We start from the raw sequence: 22807 nt of genomic DNA, 5'->3' as shown, positions 1-22807 counted from the left end.
TTCCAGCAATATTTCACAATCTTTGTAACTCTTAAAACGGAATTTATTCCGTTAAAAACTCAAAAAAACAAACTACTATAAATGGCACAACTTGAACCAATTTTACAAGAGAATAAAAATCGTTTCGTGATTTTTCCTATCAAACACCATGACATTTGGGAATTTTATAAAAGTATGGAAGCCAGTTTCTGGACGGCTGAAGAAATCGATTTGTCACAAGATTTAAATGACTGGAATAACAAGCTTTCGGACGATGAGCGTTATTTTGTTAAACACATTTTGGCATTTTTCGCAGCGTCAGATGGAATTGTAAATGAAAATTTGGCTGAAAATTTTGTGAACGAAGTGCAATATGCAGAAGCAAAATTCTTTTACGGGTTCCAAATCATGATGGAAAACATTCACAGCGAAACGTATTCGTTATTGATTGACACTTATGTAAAAGACGAAGCAGAGAAAGATGAATTGTTCAATGCATTAGAAGTTTTTCCTGCGATTAAGAAAAAAGCTGACTGGGCTTTGAAATGGATTGAATCAGATTCGTTTGCTGAAAGATTAATTGCTTTTGCAGCGGTGGAAGGAATTTTCTTTTCGGGAGCGTTTTGTTCTATTTATTGGTTGAAAAAACGTGGATTAATGCCAGGATTGACATTTTCTAACGAATTGATTTCTCGTGATGAAGGGGTTCACTGTGATTTTGCGGTGCATTTACACAACCACCACTTGGTGAATAAAGTGCCAAAAGAAAGAATCAGAAGTATTATTGTAGACGCTTTGAATATTGAAAGAGAATTTATCACCGAATCGCTTCCAGTAAGTTTGATAGGGATGAATGCAGTTTTGATGACGCAATATCTAGAATTTGTTGCTGATAGGTTATTGGTTGAATTAGGTTGCGAAAGAGAATACAATACTACAAATCCGTTTGATTTTATGGACATGATTTCACTTCAAGGAAAAACAAACTTCTTTGAAAAGAAAGTGGCCGAATATCAAAAAGCGGGTGTTATGAATACCGATGAAGATGCTCAGAAAATATCTTTTGACGCTGATTTTTAGAAAATAGTTATTGTAGTATCGGGTTTTTTAGCCCCGATGGAAGGGAATATCCTTTTTGTTTTTTCTTTAAAAACAAAAAGATTGGAATGACAGCGGGATTAGCTTCCCAAAAAAAATTAACAAATACCCAAAAAAAGAGAAAAGGGATTTTCTGTTTTTTAAAAACAATTGAGCTTATGTATGTAATTAAGAGAGATGGCCATAAAGAGCCGGTAATGTTCGACAAAATCACAGATAGAATTAAAAAACTATGCTATGGTTTGAATGATTTGGTTGATGCCGTGAAAGTGGCAATGCGCGTAATTGAAGGACTTTACGATGGTGTGTCGACATCGGAATTGGATAATCTTGCTGCCGAAACTGCTGCGTCAATGACTATTGCGCATCCGGATTATGCACAATTAGCCGCTCGTATTGCAATCTCAAATTTACATTCGAATACTAAGAAATCATTTTCGGAAACGATGAATGATATGTTCAATTATGTGAACCCAAGAAACGGTCAATACGCACCGTTACTTTCTGAGGAAGTGCATAAAGTGATTATGGAAAACGCGGAATTTTTAGATTCCCATATTATATACAATAGAGATTTCAACTACGATTATTTTGGTTTTAAAACCTTGGAAAGATCGTATTTGCTTAAGATAAACGGTAAAATCGTGGAGCGTCCACAGCACATGTTGATGCGTGTTTCGGTTGGAATTCATTTAGACGATTTAAAATCGGTGATTGAAACCTACGACTTAATGTCGAAAAAGTTCTTTACGCATGCAACCCCAACATTGTTCAATGCCGGAACTCCAAAACCTCAAATGTCTAGCTGCTTCCTTTTGGCAATGCAAGATGATAGTATTGACGGGATTTATGACACGTTGAAACAAACGGCTAAAATCTCGCAATCAGCGGGTGGAATTGGACTTTCTATTCACAATGTTAGAGCGACTGGTTCTTACATTCGTGGAACAAACGGAACGTCTAACGGAATTGTTCCTATGTTAAGAGTTTTCAATGATACTGCAAGATATGTAGATCAAGGTGGAGGAAAACGTAAAGGAAGTTTTGCTATTTATATCGAAACTTGGCATGCGGATATCTTTGAATTTTTGGACTTGAAAAAGAATACCGGAAAAGAAGAAATGCGTGCGAGAGATTTGTTCTTCGCGATGTGGACTTCGGATTTATTCATGAAACGTGTGCAGGAAGACAGTTATTGGACCTTGATGTGCCCTAATGAATGTCCGGGATTGTATGATGTGTATGGTGACGATTTCGAAAAAATGTACACGGATTACGAAAAAGCAGGAAAAGGTAGAAAAACCATCAAAGCGCATGAATTGTGGGAGAAAATCCTAGAATCGCAAATTGAAACTGGAACACCTTACATGTTGTACAAAGATGCAGCCAACAGAAAATCAAACCAAAAAAATCTGGGTACCATTCGTTCTTCGAATTTGTGTACGGAGATTATGGAATTCACTTCTAAAGATGAAATTGCGGTTTGTAACTTGGCTTCACTTTCGTTACCAATGTTTGTGGAAAACAAAAAATTCAATCATGAATTGTTGTACACTGTTACCAAACGTGTTACCAGAAACTTAAATAAAGTAATTGACAGGAATTATTATCCGGTAATAGAAGGAGAAAATTCTAACAAACGCCACAGGCCAATTGGTCTTGGAGTGCAAGGATTAGCTGATGCTTTCATCATGTTGCGTTTGCCGTTTACGAGCGACGAAGCGAAAAAACTGAATCAGGAAATTTTTGAAACCTTATATTTTGCAGCTGTAACCGCATCGATGGAAATGGCCAAAGAAGAAGGTCCATATTCTAGTTTTGAAGGTTCGCCAATTTCACAAGGGGAATTTCAATATAACCTTTGGGGATTGAAAGATGAGGAATTATCAGGACGTTGGGACTGGACTTCATTGAGAAAAGAAGTAATGGAACACGGAGTAAGAAACTCATTATTAGTGGCGCCAATGCCAACGGCTTCGACTTCTCAAATTTTGGGTAACAACGAAGCATTCGAACCATATACTTCTAATATTTACACCAGAAGAGTACTTTCGGGCGAATTTATTGTGGTAAACAAACACTTGTTGCACGATTTAGTGGAGCGTGGTTTGTGGAATGAGAACTTGAAACAAGAATTAATGCGTAATAACGGTTCAGTTCAAGCACTTAATATTCCTCAAGATTTGAAAGAATTGTACAAAACAGTTTGGGAAATGTCGATGAAAGACATTATCGATATGTCACGTCAACGTGGTTATTTTGTGGATCAATCGCAATCATTGAACTTATTCATGCAAAATGCCAATTATTCTAAATTGACATCGATGCATTTCTATGCTTGGCAATCCGGATTGAAAACGGGAATGTATTATCTAAGAACAAAAGCTGCGGTGGATGCAATTAAATTTACATTGAATAATGATAAAAAAGCAGAGCCAATCGAAATCAAAGAGCAATCAATAGCTGTTCCTGCAGTTGCAGAAGCAGTAGAAATGACTGCCGATGAATATAGAGCGATGCTAGAATTGTCTAAAAATGCTGGTCCAGACGAATGTGAAATGTGTGGGAGTTAATAGGTAATAATTGAAATATTATTTATTTATTGACGAAAGTGGCGATCATGGTTTAAAGACTATTGATGATGGTTTTCCAGTATTTTTGCTTTGTGGTGTTTTAGTTTCTGAAGTTGAATATTTTAATATCAATTCAGTTGTAAATAGTTCGAAAATAAAATATTGGAACAATACTAATGTGATTTTACATTCACGTGATATACGAAAGTGTAATAATGAATTTAAAATTTTATTTGATTTAACGATAAAAGAAAAATTTTATGAAGATATAAATCACATTCTCACTTCGAGTAATTACAATATTATTAGTTCTGCAATTGATAAAATTGCATTTATTAAAAAATATGGAAAATTAGAAGATGATGTTTATGAAATTGCTCTTTCCTTTATTTTAGAAAGAACAATTTTCTGTCTTGATGAGATGAAAGATTGTAAATCTTTAGAGATAATAATCGAAAAGAGAGGTAGGAAAGAAGATGCAAAGTTATCTAGTCATTTACACAAGTTGAGCCAAATTGGGACTTACTATGTTGATGCAGAAAGGATGAAAAAGTATGCAATTAAATATAAATTTCTTGGTAAGAAAGAAAACAATAATGGTTTGCAAATCTCTGATTTGTTAGCATATCCAATAGCTAGAAAAATAATTACCCCAGAAGGAGTTAACATATCATATGAATTTATCAAAGAAAAATTTTATACAAAAAATGGTAAACGCTATGGGTTGAAAGTTTTTCCATAAAACAAAAAGGCTGATTAAATCAGCCTTTTTTGTCGACCGGGGACACCCCAATCCTATTATGTTTACATCTAATGATGTATAATTCTCATGCAAAGATATTATAAATTTATAATAAATAAATAAATATTTGGCAAAAAGTTGCAGTTTGTGGCAATGGATTAAATATTAAAGTTCTTTTAAAACACAAAAATAATAGGAAAGCCTTTGTTTTCTAGAGCAATTTCCCGCTTTTCGTTGCAATCTTTTTATTTTTAAAGAAAAAATAAAAAGGATTTCCACTGCAATCGAAGTTCACCAAATTCCAATTAAAATAAAAGTTTAAGTGAAGTAATCGGGGCTAAAACATCATGAGTTAATAGTTTAATTTTGTAAATAATTCACTATATTTGAGGTAGTTATCATTGTAAAAATCACTATCATGGAAAATAAAAAATTTACTGTTACAGATGATTTATTAGCTTCCAAAAGTCAACGTCTGCTGAATTTCATAATCGATGTGTTGATTATCTATATTATTGAAATAAGTATTGGTACGACCATAATTCTAATTGGAGATTTAACGAAAAGTGATACAGCATCAAATTGGGTTTCTTCATTAAGCGTAGTTGAAAGTTTCTTTTTTGGACTTGTTATCTTGTTTTTTTATTATTTAATAACTGAAATGTATTTTTCCAGAACCTTCGGGAAGTATTTCACGAAAACAATTGTTGTAAAGCATGAAGGTTCAAGACCCAATATGAAAAGTATAATTGTACGAACACTCTCTAGATTAATTCCTTTTGAGCCTTTTTCTTTTTTAACTGCAGATAGAGGATGGCATGATACATTATCGGTTACGTATGTGGTGAAAAAGCATGATTTTATAGCCAAAAAGAAATTGTTTTCTGAAGAATAAAGAAATAGAAAAGATAAAAATTGCAGTCATTTTAGACTGCTTTTTTGTTTTTAAACACATCCTTTTCTTTATATTCGCTCCTTCTAAATACCAAAAATAAAATGATGAACTGGAAACAACTTTTATCACTAAAACGACAAGGCGACAAAGGCAAAAGATTACGTGTAGAACAAGATGATACTCGTTTGGGTTTTGAGGTTGATTATGACCGTATCATTTTCTCAGCCGCTTTTAGAAGTTTACAGGATAAAACACAAGTTATTCCGTTATCAAAAACTGATTTTGTACACACCAGATTGACGCACAGTTTAGAAGTTTCGGTTGTGGGTCGTTCTTTGGGGCGATTGGTGGGTAAGAAAATCATCGAAAAATATCCACATCTGAAAGAAGTTCATGGCTATCACATGAATGATTTTGGTGCTATTGTTGCTGCGGCATCTTTGGCTCATGATATTGGGAATCCACCATTTGGACATTCCGGTGAAAAAGCGATTGGAGAATATTTTTCCATTGGAAAAGGACAACAATATAAAGACCAGCTTACGCCAAAAGAATGGCAGGATTTAATTGATTTTGAAGGGAATGCGAACGGTTTTTCGGTATTGACGGCCAGTCGTCCCGGAATTGAAGGCGGACTTCGAATTTCGTATGCAACGTTGGGTGCTTTTATGAAGTATCCAAAAGAAAGTTTACCTAAAAAACCAACCAAAGACATTGCCGACAAAAAATACGGTTTCTTTCAAACCGACAAAGCTTTTTTTAAAGATGTAGCTTTAGACATGGGTTTGATTCCAAATAAATCCGGAGATAATATTGGTTTTGAAAGGCATCCTTTGGCATATTTAGTAGAAGCAGCCGATGATATTTGTTATACCATTATTGATTTTGAAGACGGAATCAATTTAGGATTGGTTTCTGAAGATTTTGCGTTGGAATATTTAATAAAATTGGTAAAAGACAGCATTGATACTTCGAAATACAAGACTTTGGAAACCAAAGAAGACCGTATTAGTTATTTACGCGCTTTAGCTATTGGAAGTTTAATCAACGATGCAGTAAAAGTATTTGTCGAAAATGAAGCCCTGATTCTGAACGGAAAATTTCCTTTTGCCATAATGGATAAAAGCAAATACAAAGCCCAGATGGATGATATTATCAAGATTAGTGTTGATAATATTTACCAAAGCCGTGAAGTGATTGAGAAAGAAATCGTCGGTTATCAGATTATTCAAACGTTGTTGGATAAATTCATAACGGCTTTTAATAATAAATACAACGGAAATGCGTCTAATTACGACTCTTTAATTCTGAAAATGTTGCCTGAGAAACACCATTTGGAAAAAGATAATCTTTACGGAAGATTACTGCATATTTGTCATTATGTGTCTTTGCTAACTGATGGAAATGCACTGGAATTATTCGAAACTATTAACGGTAGAAAAAAGAATTAGCTTTTAAAAAACATATTCAATTCCAACACCAATTGCTTGTCGGACCTGAGTTTTTGGACCTTCGGTTACTTGTATTCCAGCAATTTCTCTTTTAGATTTGATGTCATCGTCATAGATAACATGTGCTCCAATATTAGCTTTTACATATTGATTCACCACAAGTTCTACTTGCAAGTCACAATCAATATCGATGTTTCCAAAACGATTTACATAATCAGAATATAAGCTCAGCCGATTTTCTAAACTGATATTTTTGAAAATTTCTTTTTTGTATTTGTTGGTAATCAGAAAACCAAGTTCCATTTTTGACCTTTCGCCTTCTGTGAGTTGATTTCCGTCGAGATCGTAAGTAGCTTTTGGAACGCCAAAAGCACCCTGATCAGCCAGTCTTTGGTCTAAAACTAAGGTTGTCTTAAATGTAAATGGAGAGATGTAAAACGTTCTCTTTTTTTCTTTATCGATATTTTCGGCACCTATTCCCATAAAAATATAAGCGGGAGCAAAGGGTTTTGAAATTGCTTTTTCAGTATTTGGGTATGCGTAACCATTAGTAAATTGCGTATTAAAATTAAATTTAGCTGAATGAAACCAGTTTGAAAGAGTGTCTTTTCTGTAGCCAAAAGTAGAGTTTAACTGGATGGCGTCGTCTGTTTTTCTAATATCGATTCCGTCTTGTTTGTTTAATCCGTATCTAATTATTAATTCACTTGACCAGTTATAATTACTTCTGTTATACACTCGGTGAAATTTACCTTTAAATAAACCGGAAATTGAACTTGTTCCCCCGGCAGACCAGTTGACGAACGCAACTTCGGAAATGTCGAATCCTAAACTGTTTTTTTTGCTCCAGTACGACAAAGGAAGATAATGTGTTTTTGTTTGTATTTTTAGCGGAACACGTAATGATTTACCTGCAGTTGTTAGTGTGGTTACAGGTTTAAGTCCGTCGGAAAGATTGGTGTTTGTCGCTTCTTGTGAAAAACTATTAAGAGGAAATGTGAACGCAAGCAGTAATAATGTGTAGGTTAAAAATTTCATTTTGGAGTAATTGTGTTTGGGGTTGCAAAATAATTATTTTAATAACTTGAAAAAAGTATTTCAAGACTTTTAACGTCAATTTTGCAGTATTGTTGTAATTCGGCTACAGTTCCATGTTCAATAAATGCATCTGGAATACCCAAAACAGTAATTTTTGACGCATAATTGTTCTCTGAGGCAAACTCTAGAATTGTACTTCCAAACCCGCCTTTTACAGTGCCATCTTCTATTGTAATGATGGTTTTAAAGGTGTTGAAAATGTTGTTTAATGCCTTTTCGTCTAATGGTTTAACAAACGAAAAATCATAATGCGCAATGGTTTCTGAATGTTTCATTTTGGCTATAGCCAAAGAGACATTATTGCCAATAGTTCCATTGGATAAAACGGCTAATTTTGAACCTTCTTTTATACAAACACTTTTTCCAATTGCTATTTTTTTATAATTTCCAAGATGTTGATTTTGCCAATCTTGAATAACTCCGCGACCTCTTGGATAGCGAATAGCGATAGGGTGATCTAATCCTAATTGAGCGGTGTATAAGATATTTTGCAAGGCTACTTCATTCATTGGAGAATGAATAATCATGTTAGGAATGCAACGCAAATAAGCCAAATCGAAAACACCGTGGTGTGTTGCTCCGTCTTCTCCGACCAAACCAGCTCTGTCCAAACAAAATATTACAGGAAGGTTTTGTAGCGCCACATCATGGATTATTTGGTCGTATGCTCTTTGTAAAAATGTCGAGTAAATATTGCAATAAACTACCATGCCTTGTGTCGCCATTCCGGCGGCTAAAGTCACAGCGTGTTGCTCGGCAATTCCAACGTCAAAAGCACGTTTTGGAAAGGCATCCATCATGAATTTTAACGAGCTTCCGGATGGCATTGCCGGTGTGATTCCTATTATTTTCTCATTTTTTCTAGCCAAATCCAATACGGTCAAGCCAAAAACATCCTGATATTTTGGAGGTAAATTTTCTTCGGATTTAACATGTATTTCTCCGGTTAAAGCGTCAAATTTTCCCGGAGCATGGTATTTTACTTGATCGTCCTCAGCCTGCTGTAATCCTTTTCCTTTTGTGGTAATAATGTGAAGGAATTTAGGTCCTTTTATTTTTTGTAAGCGTTTTAATTCTTTGATAACGGCAAAAATATCATGACCGTCTATTGGACCCGAATAATCGAAATTCAAAGATTTGATCATGTTGTTTTGCCTCGGGTTTTTTCCTTCTTTTACAGCAGTCAGGTATTGTTTTAAAGCGCCCACGCTTGGATCAATCCCGATAGCGTTATCGTTCAGAATTACTAGTAAATTAGCATCAGTAACTCCGGCGTGATTTAATCCTTCAAAAGCCATCCCTGAGGCTATGGAGGCATCGCCAATCACCGCAATGTGCTGTTTGTCGAAGTCACCTTTCAAATTAGAAGCTATTGCCATTCCTAATGCTGCCGAAATAGAAGTAGAGGAGTGGCCTACGCCAAAAGCATCGTAAATACTCTCACTTCTTTTTGGGAAACCGGAAATACCACCGAGTTGACGATTGGTATGAAAATTTTCTCTTCTTCCTGTGAGTATTTTATGTCCATACGCTTGATGACCTACGTCCCAAATCAATAAATCATTTGGGGTGTCAAAAACATAATGCAAGGCAATTGTTAATTCGATTACTCCTAGGCTTGCGCCAAGATGACCTTCTTTTACAGCTACAATATCGATAATGAAATCGCGTAATTCCTGAGCAATTTGAGGAAGTTGGGCTTCGTCAAGCAGTCGTAAATCGGTTGGGTTATTGATGTTTGAAAGTAAATTATCTGACATAAAGCAAAGGTACGATTTGAAATTGTATTTTTGCAGTCGATAAAAAAAGTTGTTTCACAAAGAATTTAAATTTGCGAATTTGCGGTCTATATTATGATAAATCCTTTCACCGACGAATATTTCATGAAAAAAGCTTTGCAGGAAGCCGAAATGGCTTTTGAAAAAGGCGAAATTCCTGTTGGCGCGCTAATTGTCATTGATAATAAAGTCATTGCCAGAAGTCATAATTTAACCGAATTATTACATGATGTTACGGCTCACGCCGAAATGCAATCCATCACTGCTGCTGCGAATTATCTTGGCGGGAAATATTTGATTGGTTGTACGCTTTACGTCACACTGGAACCTTGCCAGATGTGCGCCGGCGCTTTATATTGGAGTCAGATCTCGAGAATTGTATATGGAGCCACTGATGAAAATCGCGGTTTTTTAAAAATGGGAACGCAATTGCATCCTAAAACTACTGTTGTTCGTGGGGTTATGGCGAATGAAGCTTCGGAGTTGATGAAGCGATTTTTTGTGGAGAGAAGGAAGTGATGCTATAAACGAATGCCATAGCCCAGATAGAAGCGGCATCCTTTTTCTGGCTTCTTTAGCCAGGAAAAGATATAGCGGATAGCTGGAAATAGCTCCTAAAAACAAATAAATTATAAATTACAGATTGCTTCGAAAAATCTCGCAATGACGCAAAAAAAAACTCCCCAATTTCTTGAGGAGTTTGTAATTTATTCTATGACAGCATTTTCTTTTTTGTCGTAGAAATGATATTCTAAATACGTGTAAGCATCACGAGGTATAATTTTCACCCATTTTTTATGTTCAAGAAACCATTTTGAACGTAATGATGGAAAACCTTTGGTAAGGTATGCGGCCACAAAAGGATGTACATTAAGCACAACATCTTTGTGGTTTTTTAATACTCTTTCTAAATCAAAAGCGATTTTATCAATGATTTGAATTGGCGCTTCAATTTCGCCGCTTTCATTGTTTGGATCTTCTTCTCTAGTTTTAATATTTACTTCAGGTCTTACTCTTTGTCTTGTAATTTGAACTAATCCAAATTTGCTTGGAGGTAAGATCTTGTGTTTTGCTTTATCGTCGCTCATTTCTTCTTTCAAGAAATCGAACAACACTTTACGATTTTCAGGATTTGACATATCGATGAAATCAACTACGATGATTCCGCCCATATCACGAAGACGTAATTGTCTTGCGATTTCGGCAGCTGCAATCATATTGACTTCCATGGCTGTATCTTCCTGGTTGGTGGCTTTATTAGAACGGTTTCCGCTGTTTACGTCAATGACGTGCAAGGCTTCAGTGTGTTCGATAATAAGATACGCCCCTTTACTCATGGATACTGTTTTTCCAAAAGAAGTTTTGATTTGTCTCTCTATGTTGTATTTCTCAAAAATAGGTGTGTCTTTTGATTGATAAAATTTAACAATTGATTGTTTGGATGGTGCAATTTCTTGCAAATAATCCTTTGTTTGGTTGTACAACTCTTCGTCATCTATTTGAATACCGCTGAAGGTATCGTTGAATACATCTCTTAATATCGAAGAAGCTCTGTTGAGTTCTCCTAAAACTTTTGACGGATGATGAGCAGTTGGTAATTTTTTACACATTGCAGTCCATCTGCTGAGCAGGTTCTGCAAATCTTTTTCTAATTCGGCTGTATTTTTGCCTTCGGCTACTGTGCGAACAATAACACCAAATCCTTTTGGTTTGATGGATTGTACTAATCGTTTCAAGCGTTCTTTTTCTTTTTTGTCTTCTATTTTTTGTGAAATAGAAACGCGGTCAGAAAACGGAACCAAAACTATAAATCTTCCGGCAAGAGAGAGCTCAGCGCTAATTCTTGGTCCTTTTGTAGATATAGGTTCTTTGACGACTTGTACTAAAACAGATTGATTGGAACTCAAAACATCAGTGATGGTACCATCTTTGTCTATTTCTTTTTCAAACTGAAAGTTTTTTAGGGAGAAATCTTTTAATTTACCTGCGCTTACAAGTTTTATGAATTTCAGTTGGGAAGCTAAATTAGGTCCTAAATCATGATAATGTAAAAAGGCATCTTTTTCGAAGCCTACATTTACAAAAGCAGCGTTAAGTCCGGCAACTGGTTTCCTGATTTTGGCAATAAAAATATCACCAACCTGGAAGTTGCTTTTTTCTTCTTCTTTGTGTAATTCAATTAGTTTTCCATCTTTTAATAAGGCAAAATCTACGGCTTCAGAACTAGATCGGATGATTAATTCTTTATTCACGCTGTACATTTTTATCTATTCGCCAAGGCGAACAAATGGATTAAACAATATTTTAACAGGTATTGAACCCGGGGAAAAGAAGATTTATAGAGAATAGATTAAAGAGTTTAGACTTTTAGGGTCTGTTCTCTATTTTCTTTGCTCTTTCATCTTTTTTCAATTTCAATGAACTTTTAAAAAGAAAAAAGTAGTTTAAAACTACTTTTTCTTTTTGTGACGGTTAGCTCTCGCTCTTTTCTTACGTTTGTGCGTTGCTACCTTATGTCTCTTTCTTTTTTTACCACTTGGCATGTCTTGTCGATTTTATGATTAATATTATTATTTTGCTTCGTTATTTGTTTTCACTCCTTCTACAAAAACTTTTGCAGGTTTGAATGCAGGAATGTTGTGTGCAGGAATTTTTATTGTGGTATTCTTAGAAATATTTCTTCCTGTTTTCTCAGCTCTAGTCTTCACTATAAAACTTCCAAAACCTCTTAAATAAACATTGTCTCCAGTTTCTAATGAATTTTTTACTTCATTCATAAAGGTCTCTACAGTTGCTTGTACATCTCCTTTTTCAAGACCTAATTTTTCTGAAATTTTTGCTACGATATCTGCTTTCGTCATTTTCTTTCCTATTTATAATGTTGTACTATTTTTTTGAGTTTGCAAATATAGGAATTTAAAAAACAATTATTCAAGCTAATTCATTAAATTTTAATCACATAAACTTTTACTTTTGCTAACAAATAATTAAAACATGATTTTTTCTAACTTGTTAATACAATGGTATTTACAGAATAAACGCGATTTACCTTGGAGAAATACCACTGATCCTTATCCTATTTGGCTCTCTGAAATCATGTTGCAACAGACGCGTGTGGCACAAGGAATGCCTTATTTTTTGTCTTTTACAACCGCTTATCCTAATGTTTTTGATTTGGCAAAAGCCAATGAAGAACAAGTTTTAAAACTTTGGCAAGGATTAGGATATTATTCCAGAGCTAGAAATTTGCACAAAACTGCGCAGCATATCGCTTTTGATTTATCGGGAATATTTCCGGCAACTTATAATGATTTATTGAAATTAAAGGGAGTAGGAGAATACACTGCGGCTGCGATTGCCTCTTTCTCCTATAATGAAGCCGTTCCGGTGGTTGATGGGAACGTGTTCCGGGTTTTGTCGCGTTATTTCGACATCGATACGGATATTGCTCAGGCTTCCGCCAAAAAAGAATTCGCTGCTTTGGCTTTCGAACTGATGCCAAAAGACAACCCGGCAACTTTCAATCAAGCCATTATGGAGTTTGGTGCGTTGCAATGCGTTCCTAAAAGCCCGAATTGTGGCATTTGTGTTTTCAACGAAAGTTGTGCTGCTTTGCAAAAAAATAAAGTGGACCAATTGCCGGTAAAGTCCAAAAAACTAAAAGTTAGAAACCGATACTTTAATTATATGGTCGTTGCAGATGAAAATGACAACACTATAATTCAAAAAAGAACGGACAAAGGAATTTGGCACAACTTATATGAATTCCCTTTGATGGAAACCGAAAAAGAGGAAGATTTTGATTGCGTTAGCGAAGCTGTTCAATCGGAGTATTTTAAAGATAATACTGTCATAAGTATGTTAGAATATAACGAGAAAAGCATCATTCATAAATTGTCACACCAGCATTTACATATTAAGTTTTGGAAAGTAAAAATTGAAGGAACAATTGAAAACGGGATTGATGCGGAAACTTTGAAAACTTTTCCGTTCCCAATTGTGATTCATAATTTTATTGAAAAGGATTTATAGAGTTTCTAAAAAAATGTATCTTTGATAAAATACCATATTCTAAAATGAACGGAACATTAAATAAGGTTATGTTAATTGGTTTTCTTGGCGACGACATCAAAATGCATTATTTTGATGGAGGCAATTGTATTGGAAGGTTTCAATTGGCTACAAACGAAGTGTATATCAATAAAACTACCAATGAAAAAATTACTTCTACAGAGTGGCATAATTTGGTAGTGCGCAATAAAGCCGCGGAACTTTGTGAAAAATACCTTTCTAAAGGGGATAAAATTTACGTTGAAGGACGCATTAAGTCCCGTCAATGGCAGTCAGAGGATGGAAGTACAAAACACACCACTGAGATTCAGGTAACCGAATTCACTTTCTTGTCCACAAAAAAAGACAGTGAAAACAACAAACAAATTCCTGCCCCTGATGTTCCGAAAAACACTAATTTTAACCCAGAAAATAATGTCTTGCCTATTAATGACTTGCCATTCTGATTGTTTAATTAATCTCAACTAATTTGGACCCAGAGCCCAGTTTATTTTTTTCTTACGTTATTGATGCTAATGTAGTGTTTGGTTTTGTAGGAATTGCCATTTTGCTGTTTTGTTCCGCATTAATTTCAGGAGCTGAAGTAGCCTTGTTTTCGTTGTCACAAAAAGACATCGACGAAATAGTACAGGAAAATAACTCTAAAGGGAAAATTATTTCGGAACTTTTAGCAAAACCCAAAAAATTGGTTGCAACGCTTCTGGTTGCTAATAATTTCATTCATATTTCCATAGTATTATTGTTTTCTTTAGTTGGAAAAACTATTTTTTCGACAGTAACAGCGCCGCTTTTAAAATTTATTTTGGAGGTAATCACTGCTGCTTTTTTAATTTTGTTATTCGGTCAGGTGTTGCCAAAAGTATATGCTAGCAGAAACAATATAAAGTTTGCCAAACTGATTGTTTATCCGATTGCTTTTCTGGATAAATTGCTTTCGCCAATAAGTTTGCCTATGCGCGCCGCCACGATTTATTTCCACAATAAATTAGCGAAGCAAAAAACAAATTTCTCTGTTGACCAATTATCACAAGCCTTAGAATTAACAGCTTCGGACGAAACTTCTACTGAAGAGCAAAAAATTTTAGAAGGAATTGTAAGCTTTGGAAATACGGATACTAGACAAGTTATGAGTCCCAGAATCGATATTTTTGCTTTAGAAATAGACGAATCATTTTCGGTTATTTGTCCTAAAATTATAGAAAAAGGGTATTCCAGAATTCCGGTGTATCGTGACAATATAGATCAGATTGAAGGCGTTTTGTATGTCAAAGATTTGTTGCCGCATATTAATACGAATGAGTTTGACTGGAAATCATTGTTGCGGGAGCCTTTCTTTGTTCCTGAAAATAAAAAATTGGATAATCTTTTAACAGATTTTCAAAGCATGAAAAGTCATTTGGCTATCGTTGTTGATGAATATGGCGGAACATCAGGATTAGTTTCACTTGAAGACGTCATTGAAGAAATTGTTGGAGATATCAGCGATGAATTTGACGATGAACACATTAATTTTTCTCAAATTGATGATAAAAATTACCTTTTTGAAGGGAAAATAAACCTCAAGGATTTTTACAGAATAATTGATGTCGACGAAGAATTATTTGAAATAAAAAAAGGAGAAGCTGAAACACTGGCTGGCTTTATTCTTGAAATTTTAGGAAATTTCCCAAAAAAAAATCAGAAAATTTCATTTGAAAACTGTCTATTTACTGTGGAATCAGTAGATGAAAAAAGAGTGAAGCAAATAAAAGTAACAATTGAATAAGTAGAAATGTTAAAAAAAATAGTCGCTTTTTCAGCAATAATTGCAGTCTCATTGTTGGTTTTTAGTTGTAAAGATGATGTCTTGCCAAAACCTTCGAGCTATTTGCGATTGGATTATCCAGAAGCTAAATATGTAAATTTCGAAAACGAATGTCCTTTTGCTTTCGAAATGAATTCAGATGCCGTTATCAAAAAAGAGACGGATTGTGGGTTTACGATAACATACCCTAAAATGAAAGCAACTATTTTTTTGACCTATAAACCAGTCACCAAAAACATTAATGAACTGTTGCGTGATGCTCAAAAACTGACTTTTGAGCACGTGATAAAAGCAGATGATATTCTGGAACAACCGTATTTGAATCCTGATAAAAAAGTCTATGGAATGTTTTATCAGGTAGAAGGAAATGCCGCTACAAATTCGCAGTTTTATGCAACGGACAGTACGCGACATTTTGTAACAGGTTCTGTTTATTTTTATGCAAAACCCAATTATGATTCCATTATGCCAGCAGCGAGTTATATCAAAAATGATATGCAGCGATTGATGGAAACCCTTAAATGGAAATAACAACTATAAAGATTAACCAAAATATTGCGAAACAATAAATAATCTTTTATAACATATAAGACATTTAAGTACAAATAGGCCCGTGAATAGTAAATTTCGAGTTTTCTTAAATGACCTTCAATGATTTATATTGCATAAAAAAAGCATCCCCATTAAGAGAATGCTTTGCAGTAAAAAGTGTGAAAGTCAATTTACGACTTCATATTCGAAACTTTGTATGTTTTACCATCAGCAGCAGCTTCTACAACTGTTGTCAGTTTTTCTGGAGTTTGAACCGTTTTGTCAAAAGTTACGGTGGCTAATTTTGTTTCAAAATCTACTGTTGCTTTTTGAACGCCGTCTAGTGCAGTTAAATCTTCTTGAATAGTTTTGGCGCAACCTACAGCGCATGTCATTCCTTCTACAGAGAAACTTGTGGTTTGAAGATTAGCAGCTGCGATTTCTTTTTTAACTTTTGGAGCAGCTGTTTCAGCAGTTTCTTTCGAAACAATATCCGTTTCTTTTTCTTTACAGCCTACAAATAAAACACTGGTAAGTATTAGCGTTACGATTGATTTTTTGAAGTTCATTATGATGAAAATTTAAAAGATTAAAAGCTTTTTGTGTGTTACAAAATTAATTAAAAAAAGAAGGACTAATTCATAAAATAATTACAATTTTGGGGCAAAATTATTTTTATGGAATCGAAGCAGTTAAAATGGGTATACTTGATCGTTCTTGCCTTAGTTTGGGGAAGTTCATTTATACTGATAAAAAAAGGATTAATCGGATTAACAGCTTTACAGTTGGGATCGTTGCGAATTATTTTTGCAGCTGTTTTTTTAATATTGATAGGGTTTAAAAGTTTGTCCAAAATACCAGCATATAAATGGAAGTATATTGCCTTGACTTCTTTATTCGGGACGTTTATTCCCGCTTATTTGTTTGCGATTGCACAAACTGAAATTGATAGTTCTGTTAGTTCTATTTTGAATTCGCTTACTCCTTTGAATACATTGATTTTAGGAGCTTTAGTTTTTGGATTGCAATTCAAAAGAAATCAGATTTTTGGGATTCTTATTGGTTTAATAGGGAGTGCTTTGTTGATTTTGAATGGCGCAATTCATCATCCGGAACAAAATTATTATTATGCTATTTTGGTTTTAATAGCGTCCATCTGTTATGCCGTCAATGTGAATTTAATCAAAAAATATTTGCATGACTTGAGTCCGCTGAGTATTACGACCGGTAATTTTATGGTGTTGTTTTTTCCGGCATTTATGGTGTTGTTTTTCTCCGGTTTCTTTGAAGTAGTGCATGATGTAAAAGTGCAGGAGTCGATTATATTTATAATGATTCTGGGGGTTGTAGGAACTGGAATTGCCAATATTCTGTTCTTTAAATTAATCCAAATGTCGTCACCGGTTTTTGCTACTTCAGTAACGTATTTGATTCCCGTAGTTGCTTTCTGTTGGGGATTATTAGATAATGAAATGCTGACGCCAGTTCAGTTTTTTGGTGCTTTCATTATTTTAATAGGGGTGTATTTATCGGCTAAGAAGTAGTATTCAGTGTTTATTTTGGAAACTTTAAAACAGTATAAAACAATAAAGGCTGTCTAGAAAGACAGCCTTTATTAACTAATTCAAATTTTGATTATTGAAAATCAGCATCTGAAACACCTTCGTTGATTTTTACGTCAGACATTTTTATGTCTAATTCAAAACCTACATTTTGGATGATGTTAAAAGGAACTTTAACTCCTTTTACTTCTTTGTAATCGGCATAATTTGTAGTTTGTGTGATACTTTGACCACCTTGTTCTACTACTTTAGATTCGGCTAATTTCAAACCAGAAGTTACATCATAATATAAAGTAGTTTTTCCGTTTTTAACGGCATAAACGTCTTTTCCATTAATTGACTCGATAGTTTCTAGCGTTAAACCTTGTTTTTTAGAAAGAGATAATTCTTCAAATGGTGTAGCAGCGTTTCTCATGTCTGTTAGCATCGTTCCTTCGATGTTTTGACGTTGCCCTTGTTGCATTACGTAAGCTCCTTTTTCATTTACCACTTGTTTCATCAAGCTCATAGTTCCCATAGCTAATTCAACCATCAATTTCCCTTTGGCATCAATTTTAGAAGTAAAATTTAATGGAGAAGGTGCTTGCGGAATTGTAGTAGTCCCGTTCATTGCAATTGTTTTTACAGCCATAGCTGCTTTTTCTCCACCAATAGCTTTGATGTAATTGTCAATAACGCTTTTTGCAGTTACTCCAGCTGGAACCGATTTTTTGAATTCAGGTTTAGCCGTTGGGTTTCCGTATTTATCAAAATAAGAAACAGGGAATTTTAATTTTTCTAAACTAGGAGCTACATCAGCTGCTTTTCCTACAATTACAATTCGGCTGTTGTCTGCTAAGAAGTATTTATTGGCAACTCTCAAAATGTCATCTGCTGTTACAGCACTGATGTTTTTGATGTAGTTTTCGTAAAAGTCAGCTGGTAAACTTTGTGTTTGAATTCTCAAAGCGTATCCGGCTACCGTTTGTGGTTTTTCAATTTGCATTACAAATCGTCCAATGTATCCTGCTTTTACGCTGGCTAACATTTCATCAGTCACTTTCTCAGTTCTGATTTTTTTAAATTCTTTAAAAATCTCAACAACAGTACTATCTGTTACGGCATTACGAACTTGTGTAGAAGCATTAAAAGTAGAAATGCGTTTATCTCCGTAAATGCTAGTTCTAGCACCATACGTCCATCCGTGAACTTCTCTTAAATTCATATTAATGTAACTGTTGAAATCACCTCCAAGGATTTGATTCGCAACCAAAACTGCGAAGTAATCAGGATCAGTCATTTTAAGATTTGACATATTCACAACTGCAACTTCTGATTGAACTGCATTTGGCATGTCAATAAAGTTGATTTGTGTAGCCGGAACATCTTTTGGATCGCTGTAAGAAATCGAAGGAGCAGATGCTTTTTTCCATGAACCAAAGAATTTCTCTACCATTTTCTTTGTTTCGCTGAATTTTACATCACCTACAATAATTAGGTAAGCATTACTTGGAACAAAATAAGTATTGTAATTCGCTTTTACATCAGCAAGAGTTACGTTTTTCAAAGTAGCTTCGCTTACATATTCTCCAGCAGGATGGTTTTTTCCATAAGTCAAAACATCTACAACTCTTGCTGCTACTGCTGAAACGCTTTTTTCATTCGCTTTTAAGCCTTCAATAAGTTTTGTTTTCTCTTTGTCAAATTCCTCTTGTGTGAAGTTTGGGTTTAATGCACCGTCAGCCATTAACTCTAAAACTCTTCCAGAATATTTAGATAATGCACTTGCTGATGCACCGTTCGAACTAAAATTGATGTTGGCACCTAAGAAATCCACTTCTTCATTGAAAGCTGCTTTCGAAATTTTTGTCGTACCGCTTCCAATTAAAGTACTGGTCATGTCAGCTACTCCTTTTTTGTCGCCTTCAGCATACGGATCATTGTCTAAAGTAAGACTGAATGCTACTCTTGGTAATTTATGGTTTTCAACGACCATAACTTTCAAACCATTTTTTAATTCAAAGGTTACCGGTTTTCCAATTTTTATAGTTGGAGCGACTCCGGGTTTTGGCTGAGGGATGATTTGTCCTTGCATGATTACTGTTAAGAACAAGCTTGATAAAATTAATATTGATTTTTTCATAATGATATATCTTAGTTTTGAGCTTTGTCTTTAGATGGAACATAATCCAAAACTAATCTTTGGTTTGGATTTAAATATTTCTTGGCAATATCTCTGATTTCCTCACGAGTGATAGAATGGTAGATTTCGATTTCGGTGTTGATTAAGTTTACATCACCGTATAACAAATGATAAGAAGCCAAGTTGTCAGCAATACCATCAATAGTTGAGTTGCTGTTTACGTATTGGTTTTCGAATTTGTTTTGTAATTTTTGTAAGTCTTTTTCAGAAATCAATTCTGTTTGTAGTTTTACAATTTCCAAGTCAATTTCAGCAAGAATATTCTCAGCAGTGTTTGGAGCTTGAGGCAAACCATAAATGATATAGCTTCCATAATCTTCTTGACTATTGCTAAATGCACCAATTTGTAAGGCCATTTTCTTGTCGTCAACTATTTTCTTGTATAATCTTGAGCTTTTTCCGTCACTTAAAATAGAGGAAATCATATCCAATACTCTTGCATCTCTGGTTTTCATAGATGGCGTTCTATACGCTGCTACGATTGCAGGGATTTGGATATTAGCATCTTCAAATTTAGCTTTTATGGTTTGAGTAATTGGTTCTTCAACAAATGTCTCTCTTTGGATAGCAGCTCCTTTTTTGATAGGTCCAAAATATTTTTGGATCCATTCTTTAGCTTGTTCATTTTTGAAATCACCGGCAACAATCAAAACAGCATTGTTAGGAATGTAAAATTTCTTGTTGAAAGCTTGGAACTCCTCTAATGTAGCAGCATCTAAGTGGCTCATAGAACCAATAGTAGCCCAACGATACGGGTGTTTTGTGAAAATATTCTTTTTTACTTCCGCTAAAAAGTTTCCATAAGGCTGATTGTCAACACGAAGTCTTTTTTCTTCCTTCACAACTTCGTTTTGAGTATCAACACCAATTTGATTGATTACCGGGTGTAACATTCTTTCTGCTTCCATCCACAAACCTAATTCTAAGTTGTTAGAAGGGAAAACTTCATAATAATAGGTTCTATCATCAGTAGTGTTCGCATTATTTACACCACCGTTTCCAGTTACAATCTTAAACCACTCACCGCGTTTGATATTTTCGGTTCCTTCAAACAATAAATGTTCAAAAAAGTGAGCAAAACCAGTTCTCTCTGGATTTTCGTCCTTTGCACCCACATGGTACATTACTGATGTAATAACAGTAGGAGCAGATGGGTCGTTGTGCAAGATCACATGCAAGCCATTGTCTAATTTGTATTCCTCAAAAGCTACTTTTTGCGCAGAAGCGACTCCTCCTAGCATAAACAAAGCACCTAAAGCCATTAATGAATTTTTCATAAGGTTAATAATTTTGTTAATATGTCTTGTTAGTAGTGCTTTTATATTTTTGTTACATCAAAAGCACTTCGGTGTGGGAAATTTAACACTAGTTCATCATGTTCTTTCGTACGTTTGGTTCAAAAGCCTAACAAATAAGGAATTCTGGCGTAAAAAATATTTTTTTTCTTCAACAAATTGCGAGGTAAATATTTAATTGTATATTTGCAACCTTAAAAATTATTAAAACAATTCAGTATGTATGCAATCGTAGAGATAGCAGGGCAACAATTCAAAGTAAGCAAAGACTTAAAGGTTTATGTTAACCGTTTGACTAATGAAGAGGGTTCAAAAGTTTCTTTTGACAAAGTTCTTTTATTAGATGATAACGGAACTATCACTTTAGGCGCCCCAGCTATAGAAGGTGCTTCAGTAGAAGCTAAAGTGTTACAACACTTAAAAGGAGATAAAGTTATCGTTTTCAAAAAGAAAAGAAGAAAAGGATACAAAAAGAGAAACGGTCACAGACAATATCTTACTCAAATTGTAATTGAAGGTATTACTGGTGTTGGTGCTAAAAAAGCGGCTCCTAAAAAAGCAGCAGCTGAAGCAACTACAGAAGAAGTTGAAGCTCCTAAGAAAAAGGTAGCTAAAGCTAAAAAAGAAGATACTCAAGAATAATAACAAAATAAAACTAATACGTCATGGCTCACAAGAAAGGTGTCGGTAGTTCTAAGAATGGTAGAGAATCAGAATCAAAACGTTTAGGCGTTAAGATATTTGGTGGTCAAGCTGCTATTGCTGGGAACATCATCGTAAGACAAAGAGGTTCAAAACATAATCCAGGTGCAAATGTTTACATCAGTAAAGATCACACACTACATGCAAGAGTAGATGGAGTTGTTTTCTTCCAAAAGAAAAGAGATAACAAATCTTATGTTTCTATACTTCCATTCGAAGTTGAAGCATAATTGATTTTCTCAATTATTTAAAAAATCCGTCCACTGTTTGTGAGACGGATTTTTTGCTTGTACAAACTGCATTGGAGTAGCAAAACGAATGGTTTTAGTTGGATTAAAGGTACTAAACTATTGTAATTTGAAATAGATAAGTTTTTGATTTCCGCAAACTAATTCAGTGTAATTATCTTCAATTTTTTCTCCAATATAATATGTAATTAATTGTCCGCTTTTAGGATCAATATTATAATCCCAAACTTCATTATTTGAAGACAAAAGTTCAGTAAATGAGGGCGATTCTGGGTTTTCGGAAAATTTAATCTTTTCAGTTTGAACTAATTTCCATTCTTTTGACTTTTTGAATAATTCAAAAAACTGAATTTCTTCGGTGCTAAAATGAATCATTTTTCCAACGAGATCATCTTCACGTATTGCCCAATTTGAGTCTTGGGGAATCCATTTCCATTTTCCAATTAGTTTGTTGATTTTGTTTTGTCGTAGTATTCCTTTTAAGGAATCTCCTTTTTTTATTGCAAATGCAGCGATTTCAGCTTTAGGATTGATATTGTGACTAATTGCAAAAGTTCTTATTGCTTCTAGGTAATCACCGCTCACGCTCGTTTTTATTGCTAATTTAAACAATTGAGTTTGGTATGCGCTTCTGTCGTTATCTTGTGCTGCTATGTTTTGAAAAGCAATTAACAATAGTATGACTAAATAGGGTTTTATAGGAGTCATAATAGTTTTTTTTAGTTTTGTACTTTACGTAAAACTACAATATTAAATTTGCTTTTGTAAAGCGTATTGGAAAAGCTTTCTATTAAAAAA

The 22807-nt window shown here is 34.5% G+C and carries 21 protein-coding genes; 13 read left to right on the top strand and 8 right to left on the bottom strand.

Translation table 11 applies throughout. From position 1 onward, the window contains the following. Positions 1–81 precede the first annotated feature (81 nt). The 5 genes from IWX80_RS04165 (at position 82) to IWX80_RS04145 (ending at position 6738) form a co-directional block, all read left to right on the top strand. Positions 82–1059, top strand: coding sequence for a ribonucleotide-diphosphate reductase subunit beta (locus IWX80_RS04165; protein ID WP_091166051.1), 978 nt, complete (start codon positions 82–84; stop codon positions 1057–1059). A 176-nt stretch (positions 1060–1235) separates the two neighbouring features. Further along, positions 1236–3650, top strand: a complete 2415-nt coding sequence (locus IWX80_RS04160; protein WP_196852277.1) for a ribonucleoside-diphosphate reductase subunit alpha — start codon at positions 1236–1238, stop codon at positions 3648–3650. A 10-nt stretch (positions 3651–3660) separates the two neighbouring features. Beyond that, positions 3661–4392, top strand: a complete 732-nt coding sequence (locus tag IWX80_RS04155) for a DUF3800 domain-containing protein (RefSeq protein ID WP_196852276.1) — start codon at positions 3661–3663, stop codon at positions 4390–4392. A 418-nt stretch (positions 4393–4810) separates the two neighbouring features. Further along, the gene (locus IWX80_RS04150; protein ID WP_196852275.1) at positions 4811–5287 is read left to right on the top strand and encodes an RDD family protein; all 477 of its coding nucleotides are present in this window, start codon (positions 4811–4813) and stop codon (positions 5285–5287) included. Positions 5288–5391: 104 nt separating this feature from the next. Next, positions 5392–6738, top strand: coding sequence for a deoxyguanosinetriphosphate triphosphohydrolase (locus tag IWX80_RS04145; RefSeq protein ID WP_196852945.1), 1347 nt, complete (start codon positions 5392–5394; stop codon positions 6736–6738). A 3-nt stretch (positions 6739–6741) separates the two neighbouring features. Here IWX80_RS04145 and IWX80_RS04140 read toward each other — a convergent pair whose 3' ends face one another. After that, the gene (locus IWX80_RS04140; RefSeq protein ID WP_196852274.1) at positions 6742–7776 is read right to left on the bottom strand and encodes a DUF3078 domain-containing protein; all 1035 of its coding nucleotides are present in this window, start codon (positions 7774–7776) and stop codon (positions 6742–6744) included. A 38-nt stretch (positions 7777–7814) separates the two neighbouring features. Beyond that, positions 7815–9596, bottom strand: a complete 1782-nt coding sequence (locus IWX80_RS04135; RefSeq protein WP_196852273.1) for a 1-deoxy-D-xylulose-5-phosphate synthase — start codon at positions 9594–9596, stop codon at positions 7815–7817. 93 nt (positions 9597–9689) lie between these two features. Between IWX80_RS04135 and IWX80_RS04130 the strand changes: the two genes are divergently transcribed. Further along, entirely contained in the window at positions 9690–10133 is a 444-nt protein-coding gene (locus IWX80_RS04130) for a nucleoside deaminase (RefSeq protein WP_196852272.1), read from the top strand. Positions 10134–10321: 188 nt separating this feature from the next. Here the strand turns inward: IWX80_RS04130 and IWX80_RS04125 are convergent, their stop codons facing one another. Both IWX80_RS04125 and IWX80_RS04120 read right to left on the bottom strand, forming a co-directional pair. Then, positions 10322–11866: an Rne/Rng family ribonuclease gene (locus tag IWX80_RS04125; protein WP_113634220.1), complete on the bottom strand. Its 1545-nt coding sequence runs from the start codon at positions 11864–11866 to the stop codon at positions 10322–10324. 318 nt (positions 11867–12184) lie between these two features. Then, a complete protein-coding gene (locus IWX80_RS04120; protein ID WP_066080765.1) occupies positions 12185–12475 on the bottom strand; it encodes an HU family DNA-binding protein in 291 nt (96 codons plus the stop codon). Positions 12476–12608: 133 nt separating this feature from the next. Between IWX80_RS04120 and mutY the strand changes: the two genes are divergently transcribed. From mutY to gldD, 4 genes are read left to right on the top strand one after another with little or no spacing between them, the layout of a single operon-like run. Continuing rightward, entirely contained in the window at positions 12609–13646 is a 1038-nt protein-coding gene (mutY, locus tag IWX80_RS04115) for an A/G-specific adenine glycosylase (RefSeq protein WP_196852271.1), read from the top strand. 44 nt (positions 13647–13690) lie between these two features. Then, positions 13691–14131, top strand: coding sequence for a single-stranded DNA-binding protein (locus IWX80_RS04110; protein ID WP_196852270.1), 441 nt, complete (start codon positions 13691–13693; stop codon positions 14129–14131). Between the two features lie 23 nt (positions 14132–14154). Next, positions 14155–15450, top strand: coding sequence for a gliding motility-associated protein GldE (locus tag IWX80_RS04105; protein ID WP_196852269.1), 1296 nt, complete (start codon positions 14155–14157; stop codon positions 15448–15450). A gap of 6 nt (positions 15451–15456) precedes the next feature. Continuing rightward, positions 15457–16020 carry a gliding motility lipoprotein GldD gene (gene gldD, locus IWX80_RS04100; RefSeq protein ID WP_196852268.1) on the top strand — a complete coding sequence of 188 codons (564 nt, stop codon included), beginning with the start codon at positions 15457–15459 and terminating at the stop codon, positions 16018–16020. A 191-nt stretch (positions 16021–16211) separates the two neighbouring features. Here gldD and IWX80_RS04095 read toward each other — a convergent pair whose 3' ends face one another. Continuing rightward, a complete protein-coding gene (locus tag IWX80_RS04095) occupies positions 16212–16589 on the bottom strand; it encodes a heavy-metal-associated domain-containing protein (RefSeq protein WP_196852267.1) in 378 nt (125 codons plus the stop codon). A 108-nt stretch (positions 16590–16697) separates the two neighbouring features. On the opposite strand from IWX80_RS04095, the gene IWX80_RS04090 reads away from it, so the two are divergent. After that, the gene (locus IWX80_RS04090) at positions 16698–17564 is read left to right on the top strand and encodes a DMT family transporter (protein ID WP_196852266.1); all 867 of its coding nucleotides are present in this window, start codon (positions 16698–16700) and stop codon (positions 17562–17564) included. Positions 17565–17655: 91 nt separating this feature from the next. On the opposite strand, the gene IWX80_RS04085 is transcribed toward IWX80_RS04090, so the two are convergent. Together IWX80_RS04085 and IWX80_RS04080 are read right to left on the bottom strand one after the other, a co-directional pair. After that, on the bottom strand, positions 17656–19704 hold the full coding sequence (locus IWX80_RS04085; RefSeq protein WP_334682217.1) for an insulinase family protein: 2049 nt from the start codon (positions 19702–19704) through the stop codon (positions 17656–17658). A gap of 11 nt (positions 19705–19715) precedes the next feature. Further along, complete coding sequence (locus IWX80_RS04080; protein WP_091165949.1) at positions 19716–21041, bottom strand: M16 family metallopeptidase; 1326 nt, start codon at positions 21039–21041, stop codon at positions 19716–19718. 237 nt (positions 21042–21278) lie between these two features. On the opposite strand from IWX80_RS04080, the gene rplU reads away from it, so the two are divergent. Together rplU and rpmA are read left to right on the top strand one after the other, a co-directional pair. Then, positions 21279–21701, top strand: a complete 423-nt coding sequence (gene rplU, locus IWX80_RS04075; RefSeq protein WP_091259317.1) for a 50S ribosomal protein L21 — start codon at positions 21279–21281, stop codon at positions 21699–21701. A gap of 23 nt (positions 21702–21724) precedes the next feature. Next, positions 21725–21991: a 50S ribosomal protein L27 gene (rpmA, locus tag IWX80_RS04070; protein ID WP_086453627.1), complete on the top strand. Its 267-nt coding sequence runs from the start codon at positions 21725–21727 to the stop codon at positions 21989–21991. Between the two features lie 117 nt (positions 21992–22108). Here the strand turns inward: rpmA and IWX80_RS04065 are convergent, their stop codons facing one another. Further along, positions 22109–22717, bottom strand: a complete 609-nt coding sequence (locus tag IWX80_RS04065; RefSeq protein ID WP_196852265.1) for a hypothetical protein — start codon at positions 22715–22717, stop codon at positions 22109–22111. Between the last annotated feature and the right edge of the window lie 90 nt (positions 22718–22807).

Origin of the sequence: Flavobacterium sp. CAN_S2, assembly GCF_015752255.1 — a bacterium.
Classification (GTDB): domain Bacteria; phylum Bacteroidota; class Bacteroidia; order Flavobacteriales; family Flavobacteriaceae; genus Flavobacterium.
Note: the sequence above shows the minus strand (reverse complement) of the source record. Positions and strands in the feature narration are given on the sequence as shown.